The 26978-nt window shown below is 66.8% G+C and carries 26 protein-coding genes and 2 tRNA genes; 17 read left to right on the top strand and 11 right to left on the bottom strand.

Features of this window, described 5'->3' with window-relative positions; genetic code table 11:
- Positions 1-4 precede the first annotated feature (4 nt).
- The 8 genes from K2X73_RS06930 to K2X73_RS06895 are packed head-to-tail and all read left to right on the top strand — an operon-like array spanning position 5 to position 5966.
- Positions 5-433 (top strand): SUF system Fe-S cluster assembly regulator, encoded by a 429-nt coding sequence (locus K2X73_RS06930; RefSeq protein ID WP_294109436.1) that lies wholly within the window; start codon positions 5-7, stop codon positions 431-433.
- Positions 433-1896 (top strand): Fe-S cluster assembly protein SufB, encoded by a 1464-nt coding sequence (gene sufB, locus K2X73_RS06925; protein ID WP_294109435.1) that lies wholly within the window; start codon positions 433-435, stop codon positions 1894-1896. Before K2X73_RS06930 ends, sufB begins: the two co-directional genes overlap by 1 nt.
- Complete coding sequence (locus K2X73_RS06920) at positions 1893-2354, top strand: hypothetical protein (protein ID WP_294109434.1); 462 nt, start codon at positions 1893-1895, stop codon at positions 2352-2354. The genes sufB and K2X73_RS06920 overlap by 4 nt, the downstream gene beginning before the upstream one ends.
- Positions 2341-3192, top strand: coding sequence for a Fe-S cluster assembly ATPase SufC (gene sufC, locus K2X73_RS06915; protein WP_294109433.1), 852 nt, complete (start codon positions 2341-2343; stop codon positions 3190-3192). Before K2X73_RS06920 ends, sufC begins: the two co-directional genes overlap by 14 nt.
- Positions 3189-3935: a SufD family Fe-S cluster assembly protein gene (locus tag K2X73_RS06910; RefSeq protein WP_294109432.1), complete on the top strand. Its 747-nt coding sequence runs from the start codon at positions 3189-3191 to the stop codon at positions 3933-3935. The genes sufC and K2X73_RS06910 overlap by 4 nt, the downstream gene beginning before the upstream one ends.
- Positions 3932-5161 carry a cysteine desulfurase gene (locus K2X73_RS06905; RefSeq protein ID WP_294109431.1) on the top strand — a complete coding sequence of 410 codons (1230 nt, stop codon included), beginning with the start codon at positions 3932-3934 and terminating at the stop codon, positions 5159-5161. Before K2X73_RS06910 ends, K2X73_RS06905 begins: the two co-directional genes overlap by 4 nt.
- The gene (locus tag K2X73_RS06900) at positions 5158-5610 is read left to right on the top strand and encodes an SUF system Fe-S cluster assembly protein (RefSeq protein WP_294109429.1); all 453 of its coding nucleotides are present in this window, start codon (positions 5158-5160) and stop codon (positions 5608-5610) included. Before K2X73_RS06905 ends, K2X73_RS06900 begins: the two co-directional genes overlap by 4 nt.
- Complete coding sequence (locus K2X73_RS06895; protein WP_294109428.1) at positions 5610-5966, top strand: iron-sulfur cluster assembly accessory protein; 357 nt, start codon at positions 5610-5612, stop codon at positions 5964-5966. The genes K2X73_RS06900 and K2X73_RS06895 overlap by 1 nt, the downstream gene beginning before the upstream one ends.
- On the opposite strand, the gene K2X73_RS06890 is transcribed toward K2X73_RS06895, so the two are convergent.
- The 3 genes from K2X73_RS06890 to K2X73_RS06880 form a co-directional block, all read right to left on the bottom strand.
- Positions 5956-6375, bottom strand: coding sequence for a hypothetical protein (locus K2X73_RS06890; RefSeq protein ID WP_294109427.1), 420 nt, complete (start codon positions 6373-6375; stop codon positions 5956-5958). The genes K2X73_RS06895 and K2X73_RS06890 overlap by 11 nt on opposite strands.
- A gap of 283 nt (positions 6376-6658) precedes the next feature.
- Positions 6659-6734: transfer RNA gene (locus K2X73_RS06885), tRNA-Ala, on the bottom strand.
- Positions 6735-6791: 57 nt separating this feature from the next.
- A complete protein-coding gene (locus tag K2X73_RS06880; protein ID WP_294109426.1) occupies positions 6792-7118 on the bottom strand; it encodes a TIGR02300 family protein in 327 nt (108 codons plus the stop codon).
- Between the two features lie 94 nt (positions 7119-7212).
- On the opposite strand from K2X73_RS06880, the gene aroA reads away from it, so the two are divergent.
- From aroA to K2X73_RS06850, 6 genes are all read left to right on the top strand, one after another.
- Entirely contained in the window at positions 7213-8541 is a 1329-nt protein-coding gene (gene aroA / locus K2X73_RS06875) for a 3-phosphoshikimate 1-carboxyvinyltransferase (RefSeq protein WP_294109425.1), read from the top strand.
- Positions 8542-8549: 8 nt separating this feature from the next.
- Positions 8550-9185: a d(CMP) kinase gene (locus K2X73_RS06870; RefSeq protein ID WP_294109424.1), complete on the top strand. Its 636-nt coding sequence runs from the start codon at positions 8550-8552 to the stop codon at positions 9183-9185.
- A gap of 57 nt (positions 9186-9242) precedes the next feature.
- The gene (locus tag K2X73_RS06865; RefSeq protein ID WP_294109423.1) at positions 9243-9548 is read left to right on the top strand and encodes a hypothetical protein; all 306 of its coding nucleotides are present in this window, start codon (positions 9243-9245) and stop codon (positions 9546-9548) included.
- Between the two features lie 304 nt (positions 9549-9852).
- Positions 9853-11562, top strand: coding sequence for a 30S ribosomal protein S1 (gene rpsA / locus K2X73_RS06860; protein ID WP_294109422.1), 1710 nt, complete (start codon positions 9853-9855; stop codon positions 11560-11562).
- Between the two features lie 147 nt (positions 11563-11709).
- Complete coding sequence (locus tag K2X73_RS06855) at positions 11710-12054, top strand: integration host factor subunit beta (protein ID WP_294109421.1); 345 nt, start codon at positions 11710-11712, stop codon at positions 12052-12054.
- 45 nt (positions 12055-12099) lie between these two features.
- Positions 12100-12186 (top strand) — tRNA-Leu (locus K2X73_RS06850).
- A gap of 113 nt (positions 12187-12299) precedes the next feature.
- Here K2X73_RS06850 and K2X73_RS06845 read toward each other — a convergent pair.
- The 7 genes from K2X73_RS06845 to K2X73_RS06815 all read right to left on the bottom strand — a co-directional run bounded on the left by K2X73_RS06845 (position 12300) and on the right by K2X73_RS06815 (position 21500).
- Positions 12300-13685, bottom strand: a complete 1386-nt coding sequence (locus tag K2X73_RS06845) for a DUF1501 domain-containing protein (protein WP_294109419.1) — start codon at positions 13683-13685, stop codon at positions 12300-12302.
- Between the two features lie 13 nt (positions 13686-13698).
- Positions 13699-15414 (bottom strand): DUF1800 family protein, encoded by a 1716-nt coding sequence (locus K2X73_RS06840; protein WP_294109418.1) that lies wholly within the window; start codon positions 15412-15414, stop codon positions 13699-13701.
- A gap of 74 nt (positions 15415-15488) precedes the next feature.
- Positions 15489-18317, bottom strand: a complete 2829-nt coding sequence (locus K2X73_RS06835; protein ID WP_294109417.1) for a bifunctional YncE family protein/alkaline phosphatase family protein — start codon at positions 18315-18317, stop codon at positions 15489-15491.
- A gap of 105 nt (positions 18318-18422) precedes the next feature.
- Positions 18423-19913, bottom strand: a complete 1491-nt coding sequence (locus K2X73_RS06830) for a TonB-dependent receptor (RefSeq protein WP_294109416.1) — start codon at positions 19911-19913, stop codon at positions 18423-18425.
- The gene (locus K2X73_RS06825; protein ID WP_294109415.1) at positions 19853-20686 is read right to left on the bottom strand and encodes a TonB-dependent receptor plug domain-containing protein; all 834 of its coding nucleotides are present in this window, start codon (positions 20684-20686) and stop codon (positions 19853-19855) included. Before K2X73_RS06825 ends, K2X73_RS06830 begins: the two co-directional genes overlap by 61 nt.
- 283 nt (positions 20687-20969) lie before the next feature.
- The gene (locus tag K2X73_RS06820) at positions 20970-21248 is read right to left on the bottom strand and encodes an SWIB/MDM2 domain-containing protein (protein ID WP_294109414.1); all 279 of its coding nucleotides are present in this window, start codon (positions 21246-21248) and stop codon (positions 20970-20972) included.
- 45 nt (positions 21249-21293) lie between these two features.
- The gene (locus K2X73_RS06815) at positions 21294-21500 is read right to left on the bottom strand and encodes a DUF2945 domain-containing protein (protein WP_294109413.1); all 207 of its coding nucleotides are present in this window, start codon (positions 21498-21500) and stop codon (positions 21294-21296) included.
- 88 nt (positions 21501-21588) lie between these two features.
- Between K2X73_RS06815 and K2X73_RS06810 the strand changes: the two genes are divergently transcribed.
- Genes K2X73_RS06810 through fghA form a run of 3 tightly spaced genes read left to right on the top strand, consistent with a single transcriptional unit; the run spans position 21589 to position 23929 of the window.
- Positions 21589-22701 carry an S-(hydroxymethyl)glutathione dehydrogenase/class III alcohol dehydrogenase gene (locus K2X73_RS06810; protein ID WP_294109411.1) on the top strand — a complete coding sequence of 371 codons (1113 nt, stop codon included), beginning with the start codon at positions 21589-21591 and terminating at the stop codon, positions 22699-22701.
- Between the two features lie 14 nt (positions 22702-22715).
- The gene (locus tag K2X73_RS06805) at positions 22716-23096 is read left to right on the top strand and encodes a VOC family protein (protein WP_294109410.1); all 381 of its coding nucleotides are present in this window, start codon (positions 22716-22718) and stop codon (positions 23094-23096) included.
- Positions 23096-23929, top strand: coding sequence for an S-formylglutathione hydrolase (gene fghA / locus K2X73_RS06800; protein ID WP_294109478.1), 834 nt, complete (start codon positions 23096-23098; stop codon positions 23927-23929). Before K2X73_RS06805 ends, fghA begins: the two co-directional genes overlap by 1 nt.
- 305 nt (positions 23930-24234) lie before the next feature.
- Here the strand turns inward: fghA and K2X73_RS06795 are convergent, their stop codons facing one another.
- Complete coding sequence (locus K2X73_RS06795) at positions 24235-26838, bottom strand: TonB-dependent receptor (protein ID WP_294109409.1); 2604 nt, start codon at positions 26836-26838, stop codon at positions 24235-24237.
- Positions 26839-26978 lie beyond the last annotated feature (140 nt).

The raw sequence follows: 26978 nt of genomic DNA, 5'->3' as shown, positions 1-26978 counted from the left end.
TTCCATGCGTCTTTCCTCGCTTGCCGATTATGCCGTTGTGCTGCTCGCGGCCGCCGCCCGCCATTGCGGGGGTGGGGTGCGGCTCAACGCCACGCTGCTGGCCGAGGAGACCGGGCTGCCGCTGCCGACGGTCCAAAAGCTCGTCAGCCGCCTCTCCGCCGCGGGATTGATCGAAAGCGCGCGTGGCGCGGGCGGCGGTTTCCGGCTCGCGCGTCCGGCGGCCGCGATCAGCCTCGCCGATGTGATCGAGGCGATCGAGGGGCCAATCGCGCTCACCCAGTGCGTCGATGAGGCGCGGCACGATTGCATGGTCGAGCAATGCCGGGTGCGCGGTGCCTGGTCGCCGGTCAACGCGCTGGTCCGCGACGCGCTGGCGAGCGTCAATCTCACCCAATTGGCGCGGCCCAGAGCCGAAGCCGGAGTAGCGAACTGATGGCCACCAAGAATGCCGAGGCGATCGCCGCCGCCAACAAGAAGTACGAGTGGGGCTTCACCTCCGACATCGAACAGGAATTCGCGCCTAAGGGGCTGAGCGAAGACACGGTTCGCTATATCTCCGCCAAGAAGAACGAGCCTGAGTGGATGCTCGATTGGCGGCTGAAGGCGTTCCGCCTGTGGCAGACGATGGAAGCGCCCGATTGGGCCAAGCTCGACATCGATCCGATCGACTATCAGGACGCTTATTATTACGCCGCGCCCAAGGCCAAGCCGACGCTGGCGAGCCTGGACGAGGTCGATCCCGAAATCCGCCGTGTCTATGAAAAGCTCGGCATTCCGATCGAGGAGCAGAAGGTGCTCGCCGGCGTCGAGGGCGCGCGCAAGGTCGCGGTCGACGCCGTGTTCGACTCGGTATCGGTCGCGACCACCTTTCGCGAGGAGCTGAAGAAGGCGGGCGTCATCTTTCTGTCGATCAGCGAGGCGATCCGCGAATATCCCGAGCTGGTGAAGAAATGGCTCGGCAAGGTCGTGCCCATGCACGACAATTATTTCGCGACGCTCAACTGCGCGGTCTTTTCGGACGGGACGTTCGTTTACATTCCTGAGGGCGTGCGCTGCCCGATGGAGCTGAGCACTTATTTCCGCATCAATGCCGAAAATACCGGCCAGTTCGAGCGCACGCTGATCGTCGCCGACAAGGGCGCTTATGTCAGCTATCTCGAAGGCTGCACCGCGCCGATGCGGGACGAGAACCAGCTCCACGCCGCCGTGGTCGAACTGGTCGCGCTCGACGATGCCGAGATCAAATATTCGACCGTCCAGAACTGGTATCCCGGCGACGAGAACGGCAAGGGCGGCATCTATAATTTCGTCACCAAGCGTGCGCTCTGCCAGGGCAGGAACAGCAAGGTTTCGTGGACGCAGGTGGAGACCGGCTCGGCGATCACCTGGAAATATCCGAGTTGCGTGCTGGCCGGCGAGAATAGCGTCGGCGAGTTCTACTCGGTCGCGGTGACGAACAATCGGCAGCAGGCCGATACCGGCACCAAGATGATCCATCTCGGCAAGGGCAGCCGCTCGACGATCGTCTCCAAGGGCATTTCCGCCGGGCACAGCGACAACACCTATCGCGGGCTGGTGCGCGTGGCAGCCTCGGCGGAGGGTGTGCGCAACTTCACCCAGTGCGACAGTCTGCTGCTGGGCGACCAATGCGGCGCGCACACCGTGCCGTACATCGAGGTGAAGAACCCGAGCGCGCAGATCGAACATGAGGCGACCACCTCCAAGATCAGCGACGACCAGCTATTCTACGCGATGCAGCGCGGGCTGGACCAGGAAGCGGCGGTCGCGCTGATCGTCAACGGGTTCGCCCGCGAAGTGCTGCAGCAACTACCGATGGAGTTCGCAGTTGAGGCACAAAAGCTGCTGGGCATCAGCCTTGAGGGGAGCGTGGGGTGATTGCAGCCCTGATCGTCAGCATCTTCTTGGTCCAACCAAGTGAAAAACCGTGTGAGGAGCTCTGCATTTCTGCCGGCTACAACGGGAATAGCGATTGGAATCGCGTTGATCCTGTAGCATTTCGCGACCTGCTTTTGATCATCAAGCCTTATGCGCAATGCTATCTCGAAAACGTATCATTGCGTTCGGCGATCGTAGAATCTGGTGCCGAGATCGACGCTATCGGGTCCGCGTCACTTCTGGCCTGGAGCCTCTGTGAAGATCAGAGAAAGGCTGTGAATAGCTCTCTCAGCGCTCGCTTAGTTGCGGCGGGAAAATCGCAAGCAGATGCCGATAGGCTGGCCGTACAATTCCGCTCGTTCTGGGTGGCAGTTGGCATGGCTGATCATTTCAAAAAAATCGGAATGCAAAGGCATTTCAACAAGCTACGAAAAAGGCTGAAACTTGCTCAACATTGAAAACCTCCACGCCGAAATTGACGGCAAGCCGATCCTCAAAGGTCTCTCGCTCACCGTGAACGCGGGGGAGGTCCATGCGATCATGGGGCCGAATGGCGCGGGCAAGTCGACGCTTGGCTATGTGCTCGGCGGGCGGCCGGGTTATGAGGTGACGGGGGGGAGCATTCAATTGCGCAACTCATCCGTCACCCCGGGCTTGACCCGGGGTCCCGCTTCTTCTTCTGGTGCGGGCGACGGCAGCGGGACCCCGGCTCAAGGCCGGGGTGACGAACATGGGAGCGAATGGATCGACCTCCTCGCACTCGATCCGCATGAGCGCGCCGCCGCCGGCCTGTTCCTCGGCTTCCAATATCCGGTCGAAATCCCCGGCGTCTCCAACCTGCAGTTCCTGCGCGAGAGCCTCAACGCCCAGCGCCGCGCGCGGGGGGAAGAGCCGCTGTCGGGCGGCGATTTCATCAAGCTCGCGCGCGAACAGGCGGCGAAGCTCGCGCTCGATCCCGAGATGCTCAAGCGCCCGGTGAATGTCGGCTTTTCGGGCGGCGAGAAGAAGCGCAACGAGATGGTGCAGATGGGCATCCTAGCGCCCAAGCTCGCCATCCTCGACGAGACCGATAGCGGGCTCGATATCGACGCGCTGCGCGTGGTGGGCGAGGGGATCAACCGCATCATGCGCGCCCCCGATCGCGCGGTGGTGCTGATCACCCATTATCAGCGGCTGCTCGATTATGTGCGGCCCGATGTCGTCCATGTGCTGGCGGACGGGCGGATCGTGCGGACGGGCGGGCCGGAACTCGCGCTTGAACTGGAGCGCGAAGGTTATGCCGGGGTGGCCGCGTGAGCGACACGCTCCCCACCCGCCGCGACGAAGCCTGGCGCTATTCGGACCTTGCCGCGCTGGAGCGCGCCTGGCCGCTCGCCGCGCCCGAGGAAATCGTCGTGCCCGAGGGCGGCGCGGTCGCGCGGGTGATCGTGCAGGATGCGGCTGAAAGCGCGGTCGCGGTGCAGCGTTACGCGCTCACCATTGGCGCCGAGGGCCGCGCGGCGTTCCATCTGCTCAACACCGGCGGGGCGCTTGGGCGGATCGAGATCGACGTCACCCTCCACCGCGCCGCGCATTTCGAGCTGGGCGCGGCGATGCTGGGCGGGGATGAGCAGACGCTGGAGATCGTCACCCGCGTGCAGCATGCCGAGCCGGACGGCACCTCCAACCAGGTGATCCGATCGGTGCTCGGCGGCCGCGCGACCGGCTCCTATCTCGGCCGGGTCGGCGTCTCGCGCCACGCGCAGAAGACCGACGCGGCGCAGAGCGTGAAGGCGATGCTGCTCGCGCGCACCGCCACCGCCAACGCCAAGCCCGAGCTCGAAATCTACGCCGACGACGTGAAATGCGCGCACGGCGCGACCGTCGGCGAGTTGGACCGGATGGCGCTCTTCTATCTGCAAAGCCGCGGCCTGCCACCCGCCGAGGCCAAGGCGCTGCTACTCGAAGCGTTCGTCGCCGCCGCCTTCGAGAACGCCGAGGACAACGCGCGGGATCGCTTGCAGGAAGCGGCGCGCGCGGCGCTGAGGAGGTTGCTGTGAGCGAGACGGTCGTTGCCTTGAGCGCGGACGATCTGGGGCGGCGGCATCGCGCCGATTTCCCTGCCATTCCCGAAGGCTGGGCCTATCTCGATTCGGCGGTGACAGCGCAAAAGCCGCAGGTCGTGATCGACGCGATCGCGCGCGGCTATGACAGCAGCTACGCCTCGGTCCATCGCGGCGTCTATCAGCGCTCGGCGGACATGACGCTGGCCTATGAGGCCGCCCGCGCCCGCACCGCGCGCTTCATCAACGCCCGCGCCCCCGAGGAGATCGTCTTCCTGCGCGGCGCCACCGAGGCGATCAATCTCGTCGCGCAGAGCTGGGCGGCGACCACGCTCAAGCCCGGTGACCGCATCCTGCTCTCGGCGCTGGAGCATCATTCGAACATCGTGCCGTGGCAGCTGGTCGCCGAACGGGTGGGGGCGGCGATCGATGTCGTGCCGCTGACCGAGGATCTGCGCATCGATCTCGACGCGATGGCCGCGATGATCACCCCCGCGCACAAGCTGGTCGCGCTCGCCCATGTCTCCAACGTGCTCGGCTCGGTGCTTGATGCGCGCCGCGCGGCGGCGATCGCGCATTCGGTGGGCGCCAAGCTGCTGCTCGACGGCTGCCAGGCGGTGCCGCGCCTGCCGGTGGATGTGCAGGCGATCGGCTGCGATTTCTATGTCTTCTCAAGCCATAAGCTCTACGGCCCGACCGGAATCGGCGTGCTGTGGGCGCGCGGCGAGCTGCTCGCGGCGATGCCGCCATGGCAGGGTGGCGGGGCGATGATCGACCGGGTGAGCTTCGCCGGCACCACCTTCGCGCCGCCGCCCGCGCGGTTCGAGGCGGGGACGCCGCATATCGTCGGCGCGCTCGGTCTCGCGGCGGCGATCGATTATGTCGAGGGTATCGGCGTCGCCAATATCCATGCGCATGAAGCGGCGCTGGTCGCCGAGGCGCGCGCGGCGCTGGGGGCGCTCAACAGTGTCACGCTGTTCGGGCCGGAGGATTCAGCGGGCATTATTTCCTTTGCCGTTCAAGGGGTTCATCCCCATGATGTGGGCACGATCCTGGACGAGGCCGGGGTCGCGATCCGCGCCGGGCACCACTGCGCGCAGCCGCTGATGGAACTGCTCGGCGTGCCCGCCACCGCGCGGGCGAGCTTTGGCATTTATTCGACCAGCGCCGATGTTGCCGCGCTGGTGCGGGGGATCGAGCGGGTGACGAGGATTTTCGGATGAGCGATTACGACATCGAAGAGGTAGGCGGCGTGCCGACCCCGCCGCGCGCCCGGGTGGAGGATGTCCGCGCAGGGTTCGAGCGCAAGCGCGATTATCTCGAAGGCTTCCTCAATCAGCCGCCCGCCGCGGACAATGCGGAAGCGCCGGGCGGCGCGCTGTACGAAGCGGTGATCGGCGCGCTCAAGGAAATCTATGATCCGGAAATCCCGGTGAACATCTATGAGCTGGGCCTCGTCTATAATGTGGAGATCAGCGAGGGCCATGTGATCGTCACCATGACGCTGACGACGCCGCATTGCCCGGTCGCCGAATCGATGCCGGCCGAGGTGGAAATCCGCGTCGGCGCGGTGCCAGGGGTAGGCTCGGCCGAGGTGAATCTGGTGTGGGATCCGCCGTGGGATCCGGGCAAGATGAGCGACGAGGCCAAGCTCGAACTGGGGATGTTGTGATGAGCGAGGTGAAGACCCGCGCGCGCCCGCAGGCGCTGTTCCTCACGGCGTCCGCCGAGGCGCGGATCGCCGCGTTGATGGCGAAGGCGCCCGAAGGCGCGGTGGGGGTGAAGCTTTCCACCCCACGGCGCGGCTGTTCAGGGCTCGCTTATTCGGTCGACTTCGTCACCGAAGCCAAGCCGTTCGACGAGAAGATCGAGACGCCGGGCGGCACGCTTTATGTCGATGGCGGCTCGGTGCTGTACCTGATCGGCTCGACCATGGACTGGGTGGAAGACGATTTCGCGGCGGGGTTCGTGTTCAACAACCCCAATGCCAAGGGCAGCTGCGGCTGCGGGGAAAGCTTCACCGTTTAAGCGCGCCCGTCGCCAGCATCGGCACGAAGAAGGTGATCAGAAACAGCGTATTGGGTATCACGTTAAACCCAAAGCCGGTGGTCACCGAAAGCGTTGAGTCGGTCACGAACCAGGTGACGACGCCCGCCGCCGTCCAGCGCCACAGCCGCGCGCCCTGATCGCCCAGGTCGATCGCGACGCGGATCGCCCCCAGCGTCCCGACCCCCCAGCCGACCGAGACGCCGCCGAGCACGCCGTTGGCGAAATAGAGCGCCGGGGTGATCTCCAGCGGCGCGGCGCCGTTGAGTTGATCGAGCAGCATCATCACGGGGCCGGCGGTGGCGGGGATGCCGCCCGCCAGCAGCGTCGCGCCGAACAGGATCACCGCCACGCACCAGATCGTCAGCCAGTTCCGCCAGAAATCGCTCATCCTATGCCCTCCTATGGCGCTGGTTTAAGCGATCGCTACATAAATCGTTCCGCGATTTTTGTCGACGGCGCGCGGGAACGGGGGAGGGGCGTCGGCGACACCCGGCGCGCTTCAATCGGCGCGCGAAGCCGGGGCGTGACTCAGCGGCCACCGGTCGGCAGGAATGTTTTCGCGCTTGTTTGGGCGGGGCGATCCGGTCAACCGGCCGATAGCCTGTCGCAGCGCGGGCCAGCCAGGGCAGCGCTCAAAGCGGAGAGAGTCTAAAGGATGTTCAAACGAGAATTGGTGGAGCCGAGGGGGATCGAACCCCTGACCTTCGCAATGCCATTGCGACGCTCTCCCAGCTGAGCTACGGCCCCATCCGTTCCGGGAAGGACGCCGCCCATATCCGGGCGACGCCCCCTTGGCAAGCGGCTTTAACGCTCTTCGTCTTCGCCGCCGGTCTCGACGCCCAGATCGTCGTCGCCACCCAGGTCGACCTCGTCATCGGGCGAGGGCTCGTCGGTCTCGTCGCCGATATCCAGATCCTCGGCGGCATCGGCCAGCACGTCATCGTCATCGGCCTTGGCATGGACCGCCTTGGGCGCGTCGAACGGCAGCGGCTGCTTCGATTTCAGGATCGGTTCGGGTTCCCGGGCGGTGCCGCAATTGATGCAGGTGACGGGATCGTCCTTGCCCAGATCATAGAAGCGCGTGGCGCATTTCGGGCACGTCCGCTTCGTGCCCCATTCCGGTTTCACCACGTTGGTGGTCCTTTCGATAAGGGAGGTTTGCGTGTTGGCCCGCAAAGTGGCGCGCGCCTTGCCATAGCGCAAGCGCGCTGTCAAAGCGCCGCGCGTGACGCCACCAACCCCCCGCACTCTCGCGCGAGCTTCCCGGCTTGCCGGCACGATCGTCGTGCCGGGAGACAAATCGATCAGCCACCGCGCGCTGATGTTGTCGGCCCTCGCGATCGGCCGCAGCCGGATCGAGGGGCTGCTGGAGGGGGAGGACGTGCTCGCCACCGCCGCCGCGCTGCGCGCCATGGGGGCGGTGATCGCGCGCGAGCCGGGCGGCGCCTGGGTTGTTGACGGGGTCGGCGTGGGCGGACTGCTCCAGCCGGCGCAAGCGCTCGACATGGGCAATTCGGGCACCTCGACCCGGCTGCTGATGGGCCTGGTCGCGTCGAACGCGATCACCGCCACCTTCATCGGCGATGCCTCGCTGTCGCGCCGGCCGATGGCGCGGGTGATCGAGCCGCTGGCGATGATGGGGGCTGACATCGGCGCGAGCCCGGGCGGCACGTTGCCGCTGATGGTGCGCGGGATCGTGCCGGCCGTGCCGATCGCCTATCGGCTGCCGGTCGCCTCGGCGCAGGTTAAGTCGGCGGTGCTGCTCGCCGGGCTTAACACGCCGGGCATCACCCGGGTGATCGAGCCGGTGGCGACGCGCGACCATAGCGAGCGGATGCTGAAGGGCTTCGGCGCCGCGATCAGCGTCGAGGAGGCGCCCGAAGGCCGGGTGATCGCGATCACCGGCGAAGCGGACCTGGCGCCGCAGCAGATCGTCGTGCCGGGCGATCCGTCTTCGGCGGCGTTCTTCGCGGTCGCCGCCGCGATCGTGCCCGGGGCCGAAGTCACGATCGGCAATGTCGGCATGAACCCGACCCGCGCGGGCCTCATCACCGCGCTCAGGCTGATGGGCGCCGACATCACCGAGGCGCAGCCGCGCATCGTCGGCGGCGAGCCGGTGTGCGACCTGATCGTTCGCCACGCGCCGCTCACCGGGATCGAGGTGCCGCCCGAGCTGGCGCCGTCGATGATCGACGAATATCCCGCGCTGTTCGTCGCCGCCGCCTTCGCCCAGGGCACCACGCGCGCGCTCGGCGCGCATGAACTGCGGGTCAAGGAGTCGGACCGGATCGCGGCGATGGCGCAGGCGCTGGGCGCGATCGGCGCGCGCGTCACCGAATTGCCCGACGGGCTGGTGATCGAGGGCAGCGGTGGCGAGCCGCTCGCCGGCGGCGCGACGATCGCGACCCGGCTCGACCACCGCATCGCGATGAGCCTGGCGGTCGCGGCGCTCCATTGCCGCGCGCCGGTTACGCTCGACGATGCCGCCCCGGTCGCGACCAGCTTCCCCGATTTCTTCGCGATGCTTGACGCGCTCACCGGAAGCGGGTGTTGAGCGCGGCCATGATCATCGCCGTCGACGGACCCGCCGCCTCGGGCAAGGGCACCATTGCCCGGGCGCTCGCCGCGCATTACGGGCTGCCCCATCTCGATACCGGGCTGCTTTACCGTGCGGTGGCGCTCAACCTGCACCGGCTGGAGCTCGATCCGGCGAAGGAGGCCGACGCGGTCGCCGCCTGTGGCTTCGACGAAGCCTTGCTGGCGGACCCCGAACTGCGCGGCGACGCGGTCGGCAAGCTCGCCTCGATCGTCTCGGCGCATCCACTGGTGCGCGCGGCGCTGATGCAGCGGCAGAAGCGTTTCGCGCAGCAGCCGGGCGGCGCGGTGCTCGACGGGCGCGATATCGGCACCGTGATCGCGCCCGACGCGGACGTGAAACTGTTCGTGCGCGCGACCCCCAATATCCGTGCCCGGCGCCGCCATGCCGAGCTGCGCGCGCGGGGCGCCGATGTCAGCATCGACCGCGTGCTCGCCGATATTCGCGCCCGCGATCAACGCGATTCGTCGCGCGCGACCGCGCCGCTCACCATGGCACCCGATGCGGCGCTGCTCGACACCAGCTTCCTCTCGATCGAGGCGGCGGTGCAGCGCGCGATCGCGATCGTCGAGGAGAAGCTGGGGCGGCAGCCCTCGGCATAGTCTCGGGCCACGCCGTGGGCGACTGGCGGTGCGACTTGTGGTAGCGCCGGGCCTAGGATGCGGGGCCTTCGTCAAAATCTGGTGGCGGTCGCGGGCTTGAGCCTGATCGCGGGCATCGCCATCGGGCTGATGATCCCGCGACCCGGTCCGCCAACGCCGCCCGCTGGCGGCCAGAATATCCCGGCGACGGTCGATCCATCATCGGCTGGCCGCAAGATGTTTTCCCCGATCGTGCTGGGCGATGACTATGTTCGGGGCAAACATCTCGAGCTGGTCGCCAGCCTCGAACGCCAATGCCGCGCCACGGGAAAGGACTGCCAGCTGGCGAAGGCCGCACGCGCCGCGGTGAGCGCCCAGCGGTGATCGCGCGTCGGCTTTGGTCATCGCCGAATACATTCCGACCGTCGCCACCCAATCCCATCAGCCTTGCCTCTGGGGCGGTCCCACGCTATAGCGCGCGCGTCCAGCGGGCGGTGTTGCTCGCGGTGGAAGGCGCGGGAGTTCACTCCGGCGCCCTTTTCGCATTTTCATGCGTTTAGCTTTTCCCCGCGCCGCCCCGCCTCATGGGCGCCTTGCCGGCATGGGGTCGGCAGGGCAGACGCATTGCTCCAGACCGCCGGAGACAACCGGCTGGCCGGAAACGATGATTTAGGAACTGAACAGCTCTATGGCCTCTTCGGCAACCCCCACCCGCGACGAATTCGCGGCCCTTCTGGAAGAAACGCTCGGTGACGCGGACGGCTTTGAGGGCCGGGTCGTCAAGGGCACCGTGACCGCGATCGAGAACGACATGGTCGTGATCGACGTTGGCCTGAAGTCGGAAGGCCGCGTGCCGCTGCGCGAATTCGCCGCACCGGGCCAGAAGGCCGAGCTGAAGGTGGGTGACGAGGTCGAGGTTTATGTCGACCGGGTCGAGAACGTCCATGGCGAGGCGATGCTCAGCCGCGACCGCGCGCGCCGCGAAGCCGCCTGGGATCTGCTCGAGGCCGAATTCGCCCGTGGCGCCCGCGTCGAAGGCGTGATCTTCGGCCGCGTGAAGGGTGGCTTCACCGTCGATCTCAACGGCGCCGTCGCCTTCCTGCCCGGCAGCCAGGTCGATATTCGCCCGGTGCGCGATGTCGCGCCGCTGATGGACCTGCCGCAGCCCTTCCAGATCCTGAAGATGGACCGCAAGCGCGGCAACATCGTCGTCTCGCGCCGCGCGATCCTGGAGGAAACCCGCGCCGAGCAGCGTTCGGGCCTGATCATGAGCCTGTCCGAAAGCCAGGTGATCGATGGTGTCGTGAAGAACATCACCGATTACGGCGCCTTCGTCGACCTGGGCGGGATCGACGGCCTGCTGCACGTGACCGACATCAGCTACAAGCGGGTCAACCACCCGAGCGAAGTGCTGAACATCGGCGATACCGTGCGGGTCCAGATCATCCGCATCAACAAGGATACGCAGCGCATCTCGCTCGGCATGAAGCAGCTTGAGAGCGATCCGTGGGATGCGGCGGCGGTGAAGTATCCGATCGGCGCCAAGCTGTCGGGCCGCGTCACCAACATTACCGAATATGGCGCCTTCGTCGAGCTGGAGCCGGGCATCGAAGGCCTGGTCCACGTTTCGGAAATGAGCTGGACCAAGAAGAACGTCCACCCCGGCAAGATCGTGTCGACCAGCCAGGAAGTCGACGTGATCGTGCTCGAGGTCGATCAGGAAAAGCGCCGCATCTCGCTCGGCCTGAAGCAGGCCCAGGCCAACCCCTGGGAAAAGTTCGCCGAAGAGCATCCGATCGGCTCGACCGTCGAGGGCGAGGTCAAGAACGCGACCGAGTTCGGCCTGTTCATCGGTCTCGATGGCGACGTCGACGGCATGGTGCATATGTCGGACATCGCCTGGGGCATCTCGGGCGAGGACGCGCTCAACCTGCACCGCAAGGGCGAGGTGGTGAAGGCGATCGTGCTCGACATCGACGCCGAGAAGGAGCGTATCTCGCTCGGCATGAAGCAGCTCGAGCGGGGTGGTGTCGCCGCGCCGGCGGCCGATGGCACGCCGCGCCTGCAGAAGAACGCGATCGTCACCGTGACCGTGCTCGAAGTGCGCGACGCGGGCCTGGAAGTGCAGGCGGGTGAGGGCGGCGCGACCGGCTTCATCAAGCGCACCGATCTCGGCCGCGACCGCGACGAGCAGCGGCCGGAGCGTTTCCAGGTTGGCCAGAAGTTCGACGCGCTGGTGACGGGCTTCGATCGTTCGAAGAAGCCGACCTTCTCGATCAAGGCGATGCAGATCGCCGAGGAGAAGGAAGCGGTCGCGCAATATGGCTCGTCCGACTCGGGCGCGTCGCTGGGCGACATTCTCGGCGAGGCGCTCAAGGCCCGGGGCGAAAAGAAGTAAGCTTTCGGGACAGTTGCTTAACTCGATTACCCGAAATGGGGATGTCGGCACGTCCGACATCCCCATTTTCGTTGCTTTTGCGGTTTATGCGGATCGTCAAGGGCTTACGCGAGTTGTACGCAAAACCCAATCTTTACATGGATCAAGGTGCCGACTCGTGCCGGCGGCAAGGGCAAGGCGCCGAAACATCGGGTTGGGGAGGCTGGCATGATCCGTTCGGAACTGGTGCAACAGCTGATCGACGAAAATCCGGGGCTCACGCCCCGCGATGTCGAGGCGATCGTCACGACTTTTTTCGATACCATCGCCGACAAGCTCGCCGCGGACGGTCGGGTCGAGCTGCGCGGCTTCGGGGCGTTCAGCACGCGGGCGCGCGGCGCGCGCACCGGGCGCAACCCGCGGACCGGCGAAGTCGTCGAAGTCACCGCCAAGCGGGTGCCGTATTTCAAGCCCGGCAAGGAAATGCGGCTGCGCCTGAACTGCGAGGTGTGAACCGCTTGACGCCGCGCCACCGCTGCGCATGAAGGATGCGGCCATGCGGACGTGGCGAAATCGGTAGACGCAGCGGACTTAAAATCCGTTTTCCCTTGGGAAGTGCGGGTTCGAGTCCCGCCGTCCGCACCATGCCGGAACATAAGGGGCGGCGTGCGGCGTCGCCTGGAGCGCGGACGATGCTCGATCCGCCCCCGCCCCGAGCCGACGGCACCCTTGATCCGTGGCGGGAGGCGCCGTCGCCCTCAGCCGAGGAAGCCCAGGTTCCAGCTCGACGGGTTGTAGTTGCCGATATTGGGCAGCACCGTCGCCATCTGGCTCGGCGTCACCCCGAACCAGGTGGCGAGCGTCGCCGCATATTGATCGACCGAGATGCCCGGCAATAGTCGGCCCTGGCCGACATCGTCGGGCGTATTGCTGCCGATCGCGGGCGGGGTGCCGTAGAAGCGCCGGCCCTGCACCGCGCCGCCGAGCACGAAGTGCATGCTCCCCCAGCCATGGTCCGAACCATCGTCGTTCGAGGTGAGGGTGCGGCCGAAATCGGACGCGGTGAAGGTCGTCACCCGATCGGCGATGCCGAGCGACACGGTGGTATCGTAGAACGCCTTCAGCGCGTTCGCGACCGTCGCCAGCAACCCGGGATGCTGGGCGACGAGATTGTCGTGCAAGTCCCAGCCGCCGATCGAGACGAAGAACACCTGGCGCCGCGCGCCGAGTTCCTGGCTCACCGAGATCAGCCGCGCGACGATCTTCAGCTGATCGGCAAGGCTGCCGGTGGGGAACAGCGAGAAATTGGCCGCCGGCGCGCCACCGAGCGCGCTGTTGACCTGGGCATAGGTATCGAGCGCGCGCTTGCTGACGGTCGCGTGTTCGTTCGCCAGCAACTGCGCGCTGGGTGCGGTCATCAGGTTGCGCAGCGTCTGCGCGGCGGTGGCCGAGCCGAACAACGTGGTGCCGTTGTTGAGCAGCGCGATCGGGCCGTTCGAGCCGACCGAATATTGGATCGCGCTGCGCCCGCTCATGAACACCGCGTTGCCGCTGGCGTTGATGCAGGTGAGCGTCGCGCTGCCATTGCCCGACTGCAGCAGATCGCCGATCCGTCCGCCCCAGCCCGAGGTCGCGCCCTCGGCGTTCGAGGCTTGCCAGAAGCTCTGCTGATCGTTGTGGCTGAACAATTTGGGCGGCAGGCGTACCGATCCGGCGGTGTATTGCGCCTTGGTCGTCGGCTGAATGAGCGTGCCGACGTTCAGCACCACCGCCATCCGCCCCGCGCTCCACAGCGGCATCAGCGGGCTGAGCGTGGGGGCGAGCGCATATTGCCGCCCGCCCGCGAGCGCGCTCACCGGATCGAGCAGGGTCGGCGCCAGCCCGTCGCGCGCGTGCGCCAGATTGGCGCGTGCCGCCTGGTAAAGGTTGTAGCTTGCCTGGTCATAGGGCGGCAGGGTGTTGGCGTAATCATTGCCGCCATAAAGGAACACGCAGACCAGCGCCTTGTAATCGGCGCTGGTGGCCGCCGCCGCCTCGCCGATCGCGGCGAGGTTCATCACGAACGGACCCGCGCTGCCGGCGAGGCCGAGCGCCGCCGATCGCTTGAGGAAGGCGCGGCGCGATTGGTCGGTGGGCGGCGTCATCGCGGCATCCTTCTCAACGCTGCACGAGATATTCGGGGGCGGCCATCGTCAGCAGGATCGCGGTATAGACGCGGTTCTGCGCGGCGTTGGTCGCGGTGATCGCGATACTGTCCACCGCCGCGCGGATCGCGGCCACGGTCGCCGCGCTCAGCTGGTTGGCGGTGAGCAGCAGGTTGACCTGATCGACCAGCGCGGCGCTGTCGTTCGCGATCGCGGTCAGCGGACTGTAATCGGCGCGCACGTCGCTCGCGATGCCGTTCTGGATCGTCGCCTGCATGTAGTTCACATAGGCGACCACCGTCACGTCGTTGGTGATCTGGAATTCGGGCGCGACGAGATTGGCGTTCGCGATCGCGGTGTTGGGCGGCGTGTAGCCCGGGCGGAAGAAGTTGAACACCGATCCGCTGCGGCCATAGGATTGGCCGAGCCGGGTGGTGGTGCTGGAGGTATCGCCGATCGGCCACAGCCCGCCCGCCGATGTCGCCCCGAAAGCGCGCGCCCAGTTGGCGAGGCGGATCACCGGCTCGCGCAGCTTGCCGCCGCTGGTGCTGGTGAGCGTCGCGTCGCTGCGCGCCTCGCTATCGAGCAGGATCGCGCGCACCGTCGCCAGCAGATCGCCGCGCACGCCCTGGCCGTTATCGCTGAACGCCGCCGCCACCCGGCCGACATAAGCCGGCGAGGGGTTGGAGGTGACGAGCCGCTGGATCAGCTGGCGCGCGATGAAGGGCGGCAGGTTCGGGTGGCCGAAGATCGTATCGAGCGCGATGCGCAGCGCGGTCGGCCCGTCGCTGCCCGCCGGCACGGTCGCGCCGAGGAAGGTCGAGGCGCCCGTCTCGCGGATGCCGTTGTTGAAGATCAGCGGCCGGCGATAGCGATCGGGGTTGGTGTTATCCGTGCTGTCGAGCACAAGGCCGGTGAACACGCGCGCCAGCTGCGTCACGTCGGTCTGCGTATAGGTTTCGATCGGCTGGCCGTTCGCCAGCTGCAACGTGCCGTCGGCGTTGAGCCGATAGAGCCCCAGCGTGAACAGCTGCATCAGCTCGCGGGCATAATTCTCGTCGGGCAGCGAGCCCGTGGTCGCGTTGGCGCGGCGATTGCCGAGATAGGTGAGGAAGCTCGCCATCGCGGGCAGATATGTGACGCGCTCCATCAGCGTGCGGAAATTGCCAAGCGCATTGTCGAGCAGCACGTCGAGCCAGGCGCCGCCGTTCATCTGCCGCCAGCTGAGGTTCACGCCGTCGACGCCGATCACCATGATCTCGGACAGCGCCATGCCGACGCGCTGGCGCAGCTGGCCGGGCTCGGTGATGATCTGCCGCCACACGCTGTTGTCGAAGCCGGTCGAGTTGTTCATCGTCGCGGTGGCGGCGAAGTTGTTCGCGACCAGCCAATCCCAATGCGCGGTGCGCGGCTGGCTCGCCTGATCGGTGATCCAGGCGTTGAAGCCGAGCGTCTGCACCCGGGCGATCTCCGCGGTGGTCGCGCCGAAGGTCGCCTGTTGCAGAAAGCGGCTGGCCTGCGCGGCGGTGATCGCGGGCGCGGCGGGCGTGGGGGCAGGCGTGGGCGTCGGCGCGACGGTGGTCGGCGGCGCGCTGCTCGAGCTGCTGCTGCCGCCCGATCCGCCGCACGCCGCGAGCAGGCTCGCGGTGGCGAGGACGCCCCAATTGGCACCGTCACTGTCATCCGCCGGTGGCACCGGCGGCGCGACGTCACATTGCGTTTCGCTCATCTATCGCCCCCGACATGCTGCTAACCGAGCACGTCCCGCGCGGGCAAGCGTAGCTTTACGTAGTTACTAATCCGTTACGAGGGGCAACCGACCGGCACCGCGCTTAGCAGTCGCGCGCGGCCCTCGCGTAAATCGGCACCGTTACGATCACTTGGCACCGGCCCGTTGCCGAGCCCCGACCAAAGCGCGGCGTTGAAGCGATCGGTGTCGAGCCGGTCTTCCTGCGCAAAATCCTGGCCAGCCATCGCCTGGGCCCAGTAATCGGCGCTGCGCAGGCGGCAAAGGCTTGCGCCCGCGTCGGCGAACGCGGGGGCCGGAATCGGCAGTTGCGTCGTCCGCAGCACCGCCGCCGGCCGGGCGGTGAAGGTCCAGTCGCGCTGGCCAAGGTCGAACAGATCCGCCATCGGCGCGGCCAGCGCGTCGTTCAGCCCCAGCGGCTTCAGCCCGAGCACCGCGCCGATCGTGCGCACCAGATGGACGGTCGTATAGCGCGTCGAGACCAGCGCCTTCTGCTTTACATAAGGCCCGACGACGAACGCGATCGAGCGGCGGGCATCGACATGGTCCTGCCCGTTCTGTGCATCATCCTCGATCACGAACACCAGCGTGTCGGCGGCGAAGCGGCTCTTGGCGATCGCCTCCACCACGCGGCCGACGGCATAGTCATTGTCGGCCATCTGGGTTTCGACCGTGTTCACCCCGTCGATCGCCTTGTCGAAATCGCCGAAATGGTCGCCGCCGAGCCGGAGCAGCGTGAGCCGTGGCATCGTGCCCTTGGCCTGCTGCTCGCCGAACTCGCGCAGCCATTCCTCGGTGCGCCAATAATCGGGGACGCGCATGTCGAAGCCCCGGAAATAGGGGTCGGACAGCGGCGCGAGCGCGCGGTCGGCCGCCTGGAAGATCGGGCGCCGCGCCTTGAACGGCTCGCGCACCAGCGCCTCGCCCTGATTGTTGCGATCGTCGAGCACCGAACTGGAGAAGCCGTAGTTGCGCACCGTCAGCCCGGCCTTGAGCGCGGCGTTCCAGATGAAGCCCGCGCCGCGCCCGGCCTCGTCATCCTCATCGCCATCGGGGGCGGTGAGCAGCGCGGAACCAGGCAGCACATCGGGGTCGGTGCCTGCCTTGGGGTTCGCCCGCGCCCGCTCGGCGGGGCTGAGGCTGGTCGCGATGTTGCGGTCGAGCTGTTCGGATTCGTAGGACAGCCCGCGCCCGGCATAATTCACCGGCGCCGTCTTCTCGAGCAGATCGGTGGTGCGCGCGGCGGTCGTCCAGGTCCAGCCGGTCGAGCTTTGCTCGCCGCTGTCGTAGAAATTGTCGAGCGTCACGAACTGGCGGGCGAGCGCGTGGAGATTGGGGCTCAGCCGCTCGCCCAGGATCGCGAGACGGGGATCGCCATTGCCGATTTCCAGATCGCCGAGCACCTGATCATAGGTGCGGTTTTCCTTCACGATGAAGACAACGTGGCGGATGCGCGTGCGAAGTTGCGCCATCACCACCGCCGCCCGGCGCCGCTCGGCGCCGTTGTTCAGCCCCAGATTGGCGGCCGCCTGCAGCGTCGTCGCGGCGAGCGCGCGCGGGCTTGGGGAGGGGAATTGCAGCAGCCCGGCCTTTTCCAGCTGGAAGATATACTGGTTCGCCGCGCCGCACGCGGTCGGCTGCGCCTGCACGGTCGCGACCTTGGGCGGGCAGCCGAGCGGGTTCGGGCCGGGCGGACTCTTGCGGTTGGCGACGAACAGCCGCCGCCCATCACGGCTGGCGGCGACGGCGGACGGATACCAGCCGGTCGGCACCAGGCCGAGCACCCGCGCGTCGCGCGCGCCCGGCGCGACCAAAGCGGCGGCGTTGGCCCCGCCATAGCTCACCACCAGCCGGCCATCGGGCAGCAGCGCGAGCGCATTGGGGTTGAACCCCTTGCCGGGCGCGGCGCCCAGGCTGTCGGGCAGGCCCAGCCGCGGCTCGGCGAGCAGTCTCCCGGTCGCCGTATCGACCATCGCCAGCCGATCGTCATTGTCCTCGACCGCGTAGAGCCGGCCGCGTGCGGGATCGTGGAGCAGGGCGGTTGGCTCGCCGATGGTGCGCAGGCGGGCGGTGACCTTCAGCCCCGTGTCGCTCACCGCCAGCGCGATCAGCTCGCGGTCGCGCGCGGCGGAGACCCAGGCGGTGCCCGCGCCGGTGAAGGCGACCGCGAAGGGATAGCTGCCGCCGGGCGTGCCGCTTCGCGCGGGGTCGATCTTGCCGGGGCGCAAATCCTGTTCGGCGATCACGCGGCGCGCGGCAAGGTCGATCAGGCTGACCGAGTCGTTGTAATAATTGGCGACGAGCGCGTGGCGGCCATCGGGCGCGATGGCGACGCCGGCGGCCTGCGGCGCGACGCCCGCGCCATTGCCCGCCTTGTGCCCCAACGCGATCGGCGCGCCGTCCGCCGCGAAGCCATCCCCCTCGCGGCGGAACAGATAGAGCTTGTCGTCCACCCCGCCGCCGACCGCGAAGCCCTGCCCATCGGGCGCCCAGGCGATGCCGCCGAAGCTGTTGTTCACCGTCAACGTCTGCTCATGCACCGCGCCCGTGGCGCCAATGCGGTAAAGCAACACATATTGCTGGGAAATTTTCGGATCGAGCCCGCCGCCCGGCCCGTTATAGCGATTGAACCCGCTCGTCAGGATCGCGAGCCGCGTGCCATCGGGCGAGAGCGCCATCGCCGCCGCGCCATCGGCGATATAATCGGGCTTGGGGCCGCCGCGGGTGACGAGCGGCTCGAACTTGGCCCCCGGCGCGGCGAGCGGGGTCAGGCGCTGTCCGGTCGGGAGCGGCGTCGCGGCGGGCTTGCGCGGCGCGGCGCCGAGCGCGGGGGCCAGGGCGACGAGGGCCAGCGGGCAGGCAAGCGGCACCAGGCGCGTGAGCATCGAGTCTCTCCCCAATCGGCGCTTGTCGCATAGCCGGGGGTGCGGATCGTCGTCCAGCGCTTCGCCGACACAGCCCCCGCCGCTCGCGCGGCGGGGGACCGTCGATCAATATTTGAAGCCGACCTCGAACCCGACGATGCGCGGTTCGTTGACGAAGCCGGTCAGGTTGTTGAAGTCGATGCCGCCGGTCGCCGCCACCATGTCGGTGATGTTGCGCGCGAACGCGGCGAAATCCCACTTGCCGACCCGGTAGCCGACGCGCGCGCCGCCTTCGAGCTGGTAGTTGCTGCTGAACTCGACCGAGTCGTACAGGAAGAACTGGATGCGCGAGCGATAGGCCCAGTCGGTCAACCCATAGACCTCGCCGCCACGGAACGGCACCGAATAGCGCGCGGTCCAGTTGGCGATCCACTTCGGCGCCTGGGGCAGCGCGTTGCCGTTGATGTTGTAAATCCCCGGCGACCCCGGCCGCTGCGGGTTGAGCACGGTGCAGGCCGCGGCGCAGCCGGCGACGAACAGGTTCGGATCGTTGATCCGGGTGTTGTTGAGGCTGACCGAGGCGGTGACGAAGAAGCGCGGCGCCGGGGTCGCTTCCAGCTCGGCCTCGAAGCCCGAACCTTCGACGTTGCGCGCGTTGAGCAGCGTCGTGAAGTTGGAGGTGCCGCCTACCGCCGTCAGCTGCAGATCGTCGGTGCTGAAGTAGAAGCCGTTGATGTTGAAGCGCAGCTTGTTGTTGAAGAAGCTGGTCTTGAAGCCGCCTTCATACGACAGCGTCCGCTCGTTCCGCGCGACCGACAGGGTGCGGCCGAACGTCAGGCGGCCCTGGATCGAGGGCGCGCGATAGCCGCGCGCGACGCGGGCATAGAAGTTGATGTCGTCGTTGATCTTCTGCGTCAGGCTCACGTCCCAGGTGACGATGTCGCTGCCGACATTGGCGCGCTGATCGGGCACCGGGCCGCCAAAGCCCAGGAAGCCCGGGCGGGTATCGACGGGGCGCGCGGCGACGAAGTTGCGCGTGTCGTTATTGTACCGCAGGCCGCCGCGCAGCGTCAGGCCGAAGGGGAAGCGATAATTGGCCGAACCGAAGAAGCCGAACGCCTCGCTACCCTGGCGCTGGGTCGCGATCGCCGAGGGCAGGGGATCGGTGGGGTTGTTGAAATCGAGCGATTGGACGCGCAGCTTCTCGTTGAAGTAGAAGAAGCCGCCCTGATAGTTGATGCGCCCGCCCAGCGTCGAGGCGATGCGCAATTCCTGGGTGAACTGGTCGAGGTTCGGCACATCATCCTGCGATTGCGCCGAGAAGGGAATGAACCCCGGGCCGAACGGCGGCGCGAAGGCGTTGCCGAAGCCGCCATCGATGTCGCCCCGGCTGCGCAGGTCGCCGTTCCAATAGGCCGTCACCGAGGTGAGAGTGACCGGGCCGAAGTCGTAATCGACCGTCAGGCCGGCATTATAGTTGCGCAGCGACTGGAAGTTGATGGCGTCGACCGCCACCTGATCGCGGCGGAACGGCGTGCCCGGGCCGCCAAGCCCGATCAGCCGGTTGCGAAGGCGTTCGCGCGGAACACGCGCGCGGTGCCGTCGAGCACGCGCCACTGGCCGGTCAGCCGCACGGTGAGCGGCTGGCTCGGCTGCCATTGCAGCTGCACGCGGCCGGCCCAATCGTCAAAGCCTTCCAGGTCGCCACGGCGCGGGGTGCGCACATTGTCGAGCCAGTCCGAGCGGTGCTGATACAGCGTCGAAAAGCGCGCCGAGAGCGTCTCGCTCAGCTTCACGGTGGCCGCGCCTTCGAAGTTCACGCTGTCGAAGCTGCCATAGCTCGCGCGGAAATAACCACCGGCTTCATCGGGGCGCACGGTGCTGAACTTGACGATGCCCGCCGGGGTGTTGCGCCCGAACAGCGTGCCCTGCGGCCCGCGCAGCACTTCGAGCTGCGACAGGTCGAAGATCGGGAAACCCTTGATGATCGGGTTTTCGAGCACGACGTCGTCATAGACCAGGCTCACCGGCTGCGACGCGTTCAGGTCGAAATCGGTGTTGCCGAGACCGCGAATGTAGAAGCGCGGGAACGCGCGGCCGAACGAGCTTTCGATGTTCAAGCTGGCGATGCGGCCCGAAAGCCCGCGAATGTCGGTGCCGCCAGCCTGGATCACCGACAGATTCTCGCCGGTGAGCGAGCCGACCGAGAGCGGCACGTCCTTGCGATACTCCCGGCGGCGCTCGGCGCTGACGATGATGTCGGGCTGCTCAATCTGCTCGGGCTGGGCGGCGGCGGGCTGCGCCTCCTGCGCGGCGGCGACAGTGGGCATCCCCACGCCCGTGAGCATCAGAGCAAGGCCAAGCGTCCAGCGGCTGGTCGTATCGAGCATTTGGTCCCCCCAAAAGGCGCGCGCGCGCATGACATTTCCGTTTCAACCGCGCCCTGTTCCTTCCCCCGGGCGCGGTCAAGCGCCTAGAGGCGCCCGCGTAACATTTTGGTTAAGGCGTAGCGCGGGGACCACACCGTCATTCTACGAAAAAAGGGGCGCGGGCGGGGCGCGGCGGCTGGGCGCGGGGTAGATCAGCGCGTGAGCTGCCGGGGCGCGATGGTCGCGGGGAGGGGGCGTACGGGGAGGGCGAGGGGGCGTCGCCGCCGCCCTCGCCGGCCCTGGATCAGGCCTTCACGTGCGCCGAGATATGCTTGTTCATCTCGAACATGGTGACCGACTTCTTGCCGAAGATCTTCTCCAGCTTGGCATCGGCCAGAATCTCGCGCTTGTTCTCCGGATTCTGAAGGTTATGCGCCTTGATATAGTCCCACACCTTGCTCACCACCTCGCTGCGGGGCAGCTTGTCGCTGCCGACGATCGCGGCGAGTTCGGCCGAGGGGGTGACGGGCGCATGGATGCCGCCCGTCTTGGGCGCATCGCTGGCTTTCTTTTCTTTTGCCATAGGTTCCTTCCTTGGGCGAGGCGGCTCCCCGCCGCCCCGACAGAATCACGCCTTGTGTAGCGCGCCCCTCTTGTGCGCCGCTCTGCCGCCCTTGTCACTCTCCACGATAAACTGGGGATTGTCTTTTGATGCAGCCACCTTGTGACCCTTGATCTCGGTGGGGCTGGTCTGCTTCTTCACCACCTTGCCATGCGCGGTGCCGCCATGGCTCTTCCAGCTGACCTTATCGCCTTGCTTCAAATCGTCGCTCATCGTCCTGCTCCGCTGCCGCTCGCTGGAGCCAAGCCTTGGCGGCGGCGAAGGTTGCGCCTAATCCCGCCTGCGAAAGGAACCGCCGCCCATGAAAACCCGCGCCGCCGTCGCCTTCGAGCCCAAGCGACCGCTCGAAATCGTCGAACTCGATCTGGAAGGCCCCAAGGCGGGCGAGGTGCTGGTGGAGATCAAGGCGACCGGCATCTGCCACACCGATGCCTATACGCTCGACGGGCTGGACAGCGAGGGGCTGTTCCCCAGCGTCCTCGGCCATGAAGGCGCGGGCATCGTCCGCGAGGTGGGGGCGGGGGTGACGAGCGTCGCGCCCGGCGATCACGTGATCCCGCTCTACACCCCCGAATGTCGCCAGTGCAAAAGCTGCCTCAGCGGCAAGACCAATTTGTGCACCGCGATCCGCGCGACCCAGGGAAAGGGGCTGATGCCCGACGGCACCAGCCGCTTCAGCTATAAGGGCCGGAGCGTGTTCCATTATATGGGCTGCTCCACCTTCTCGAACTTCACCGTGCTGCCCGAAATCGCGGTCGCGAAGATCCGCGACGACGCACCGTTCCAGACGAGCTGCTATATCGGCTGCGGGGTGACGACCGGGGTCGGCGCGGTGGTGAACACGGCGAAGGTGCGCCCCGGCGACAATGTCGTCGTGTTCGGGCTGGGCGGCATCGGCCTCAACGTGATCCAGGGCGCGAAGCTTTCGGGCGCGGGGCGGATCGTTGGCATCGACATCAACCCGGCGCGCGAGGGCTGGGGCCGCCAGTTCGGCATGACCGACTTTATCGATGCGCGCGGCAAATCGAGCGCGGAGGTGATCGCCGCCGTCCAGGCGCTCACCGATGGCGGTGCGGACTATAGCTTCGATTGCACCGGCAATACCGAGGTGATGCGCCAGGCGCTCGAATGCTGCCACCGCGGCTGGGGCGAGAGCATCATCATCGGCGTGGCGGAGGCGGGCAAGGAAATCAGCACCCGGCCGTTCCAGCTGGTGACGGGCCGGGTGTGGAAAGGCACCGCGTTCGGCGGCGCCAAGGGCCGGACGGACGTTCCCAAGATCGTCGACTGGTATATGGACGGTAAGATCGCGATCGACCCGATGATCACCCACGTGCTGTCGCTCGACGAGATCAATCAGGCGTTCGATCTGATGCACGCGGGCGAGAGCATCCGCTCGGTGGTGGTTTACTGAACAGGGAGCAGGCGATGTTCACTCATGTGATGGTCGGCGCGAACGATATCGACGCGTCCAAGGCGTTCTACGACGCGACGATGGCGGCGCTCGGCGGCGAGCCGGCGCGCGAGCATCGCGGGCGCTATTTCTATCACCACAAGGGATCGCGCCTCGCGATCACCAAGCCGATCAACGGCGAGGCGGCGACTCCGGGCAACGGCATGACGATCAGCATCCTGGGCGACAGCCCCGAACAGGTCGATGCCTGGCACGAAGCGGGGCTCGCCGCCGGCGGCACGCCTTGCGAAGACCCGCCGGGCATCCGCCAGGCCTCGCTCGGCGCGGTCTATATGGCGTATCTGCGCGATCCGGCGGGCAACAAGCTGTGCGTGATGCACAAGCTGCCGGCGTGATCGAGACGCTCGGCACCGCGCGCGCCTTTGGCGGCGTGCAGGGCGTCTATCGCCACGCCTCCAGCGCGACGGGGACGGCGATGACCTTCTCGGTATTCGTGCCCCCGCACGACGCGGGCGCGCGCTTGCCGGTGCTGTGGTATCTCTCCGGCCTCACCTGCACCCACGCCAATATCACCGAAAAGGGCGAGTATCGCCGCGCCTGCGCCGAGCAGGGGGTGATCCTCGTCGCGCCCGACACCTCGCCGCGCGGCGCGGGCGTGGCCGACGACCCGGGCTATGACATGGGGCAGGGCGCGGGCTTCTATGTCGATGCGACCGAGACCCCCTGGGCGCCGCATTTCCGGATGCGGACCTATATCGAGGACGAGCTGCCCGCGCTGATCGCCGCGCATTTCCCGGTCGATCTGGCGCGGCAGGGCGTCACCGGCCATTCGATGGGTGGGCACGGCGCGCTCACCATCGCGCTGCGCGACCCCGGGCGCTTCCGCAGCGTGAGCGCCTTCGCGCCGATCTGCGCGCCGAGCGATTGCCCCTGGGGGCACAAGGCGCTGGGCGGCTATCTGGGCGAGGATCGCACGACATGGCGGGCCTATGACGCCTGCGCGCTGATCGAGGATGGCGCGCGGCTACCCGAGCTGCTCGTCGATCAGGGGGCGGACGACGCCTTCCTCGCCGAACAGTTGCACCCTGAGCGGCTGGAGGCCGCTTGCGCCAAGGCCGGCATCCCACTCACGCTGCGGCGGCAGCCGGGTTATGATCACAGCTATTATTTCGTCTCGACCTTCCTGGCCGAGCATGTCGCCTGGCATGCCGCGCGGCTGAAGGGGTAGCGAGCGGTTCGCGCCGTTGCCACCCACCCCAACCCGACGGAAGATCTCCGCCTTTGCCCTTCCCCGGCGAAGGCCGGGGTTCAGTCGCGCGTCTGTTGCCAAGTGGTGCTTGAATGGCAGGGGGACGGACCCTGGGCCCCGGCCTTCGCCGGGGAAGGGCAAAGCGGGGCGACTATCAGCGCTGTGTTCGATCGGCTGCGGCTCCGCAGCCTAACCCGTCGAGCCCCCCATCAACGAAAAACCCCCGGCGCGATGGCCGGGGGTTCCCTCCCATTTGGGCTGTTGGGGCGCCGGAGCGCCCGGGATCAGAAGGTGTAGCGGATCGTGCCGCCATAAGTGCGCGGCTGGTTGGCATAGCCCGAAACGCTGCCTGCTTGCGCGACCGACGGGAAGATCGTGGTGATCGTGCGCTGATCGAGAATGTTGCGGCCGAACACCGACAGTTCCAGATTGTTCTTCAGGCGATAGCTGAACGCCGCGTTCCAGTTCTGGAATTCGCGCAGGAAGCCCGGAATCTGATCGCTGTCCTGGGTCGGCGCGTCATACTGGAAGTCGCTCGACAGGATGATGCGATCGCCGTTGGCGAGCGGCTTGTTGAAGGTCGCGCCGATCGTGAAGGTCACGTCCGGAATGCCCGACGGGCGGGTGCCCGACAGGTCGACGACGGTGCCGTTCGGGCCAGCCGCGCCGGGGAAGCGATCGTAGCGCGGGCTGAGATAGGTCATCGCGTAATTCAGCGTCAGCTCGCGGGTCGGGTTCCAGCTGACATCGGCTTCGAAGCCATGCGTCGACTGGCGACCGGCGTTGTTGAGCGCGAAGCCCGTGCCGATGAAGACGTTCGACTGGAAGCCGCGCAGGATCTGGTAGAAAGCGGCGAGGTTGAACGCGACGCGGCGGAACTTGGCCTTGATGCCGCCTTCGAAATTGTCCGCGAGCTCGGGGCCGGCGAAGCGGGTGCCGGTCGTCAGATTGGGCACCAGCAGCCCGGCGGCGCGCAGGCCTGGCAGATTGGCGGCGAGGGGGCGCGAGTCGCGCGACAGGTTCCACGACGATGCCTTGAAGCCCTGCGCATAGGTTACATAGGTGCTGACCTCGTCGTTGATCTTCCAGGCGAGGCGCGCGGTGAAGCTGAAATTGCTGTCACTCGTCCGGCCCGCCTCCACCGCGTTCGGGAAGTTGACCGAGGCGGGGAGGAATTGCAGCGGCCGCAGCCCGAGCAGCGGGTTGACCGCCGGATTGTTCTGATTGGCGTTGGCGAAGGCAGTCGCGCCGGCGTTGATCTGATTGAAAATCGCGGGCTGCAGCGCGGCAAACTGGCCGATCTGCTGTGCGGTGGCGAGGCGCCCGGTCGGCAGGCCGAGTGCCTGACCGACACCGGTCGCAATCGCCTGGTTACGGATCACACCGTTGCCGATCGTGACGAAATCGAGCGTCGAGAAGGTGTCGGTGGTGAAGCTGTTCGACGAGACGAACTTCTCGTCCATCGTATAGTTGAAGCCAAAGGTCGCGGTAACGCCACGGATCACTTCAAGATCGAAATTGCCGAAGAACGAATAGGCGCTGTTCTTGTAGCGGAAGTCGTTGAACTGGCCCTGGCCGGCCTGGAAGAAGGTTCCGGGCGGGAAGCCGAGAATGCCGGTTTCGACCGTCGGGAAGATCGCGCCGCCCGCCAGCGCATTGGCGTAGTTGCGGAAATCGCGGCCGAAGCGCAGGCCGTCATTCACCCGGATCCGCTCGTTGAAGTAGAAGTTGCCGAGCAGGAAGTTGAACGGGCCATCGAAGTTCGACTGAATGCGGAACTCGTTGGTGAAGGTCTTGATGTCGGTGTTGGTGCGGTTCGACCCGATCAGGTCGGCGCTGGTGAAGTCCGAATCCTGCTGGGTACGCAGCAGCGATTCACGATAAGAGGTGATCGTCAACAACGTGAATTTATCAAGCGTGTAATCGGTCTGCAGCGACACGCCGTAGTTCTGGACGTTGTTGGTCGACGGGAAGTTGTAGAACGCCGCGTCGGGGAAGCGCTGGTTCGGGATCAAGCGACCGCCGAGCGCCTGGACGACCGCCCCGGTCGGGCCGTTGACCAGGTTGACGACGCCGCAGCAGACTTCGTCGATCTTGTCGTAATCGCCGATCAGGCGGAACTTAACATCGGCGTTGGGCTGCCACAGCAACTGAGCGCGGCCGCCATAGCGATTGCGGCCATTTTCGGCGACGCCCGAGCCGCGATCCTCGAAATAGCCATCACGCCGGTTGTAATAGCTGTAGATATCGTAGGCGACGGTCTCGCTGATCGGGCCGGAGATATCGGCGCGCGCGATGAACTCGTTGAACGCGCCATAGGTCAGCTCGGTGAAGCCGGTGGTGGTGAAGCTCGGCTCGGCGGTGACGATGCTGATCACGCCCGCCGACGCGTTCTTGCCGAACAGCGTCGATTGCGGCCCGCGCAGCACTTCGACGCGCTTCAGCCGCGGGGTGGGAAGGTCGCTGATCTGGGCGGCGGTGCGCGAGCGATAGACACCGTCGATGAACACGCCGACCGAAGGCTCGATACCGGCGTTGTTCGCGCCATTGCCATAGCCGCGGATGATGAAGTTGGTGTTGGCCGAGCTTTGCAGCTGGTTGACGCGCAGCGACGGGGTGACGCGCTGCAGATCGAGCAGGTCGCGGATCTGGTTCTGCTGGATCTTGGCGCCGGTGACGACATCGACCGAAATCGGGGTATCGAGCAGCGTCTTGTCGGTCTTGGTCGCGGAGACGACGATGTCGTCCTGGAAGCCCGCGCCATCGTCCTGCGGCGCGGGTTGCTGCGCATCGGCCGGGTTCTGTGGCGCGGCCGCCTGCGCGAAAGCAGGCGAGGCCGCGAACATGGCCAGCGTCGAGGCCGCTGCCAACAGGTGGAATTGCTTCATCGATCCCCTCCCAAGCCCACGCCGCGTTTGTACGCGATCGGGCGCAATTTGAAACTACGGTATCCGATTAGCCCCCCGCTGACGCCAGCGTCAACGCCTGAAAATCCCGCTTTCCCGCAGCTCTGCCACATTGTTGCTCG

It is taken from the genome of Sphingomonas sp. (assembly GCF_019746665.1).
Lineage (GTDB): Bacteria > Pseudomonadota > Alphaproteobacteria > Sphingomonadales > Sphingomonadaceae > Sphingomonas.
This window is presented reverse-complemented; position numbering and strand designations above follow the sequence as displayed.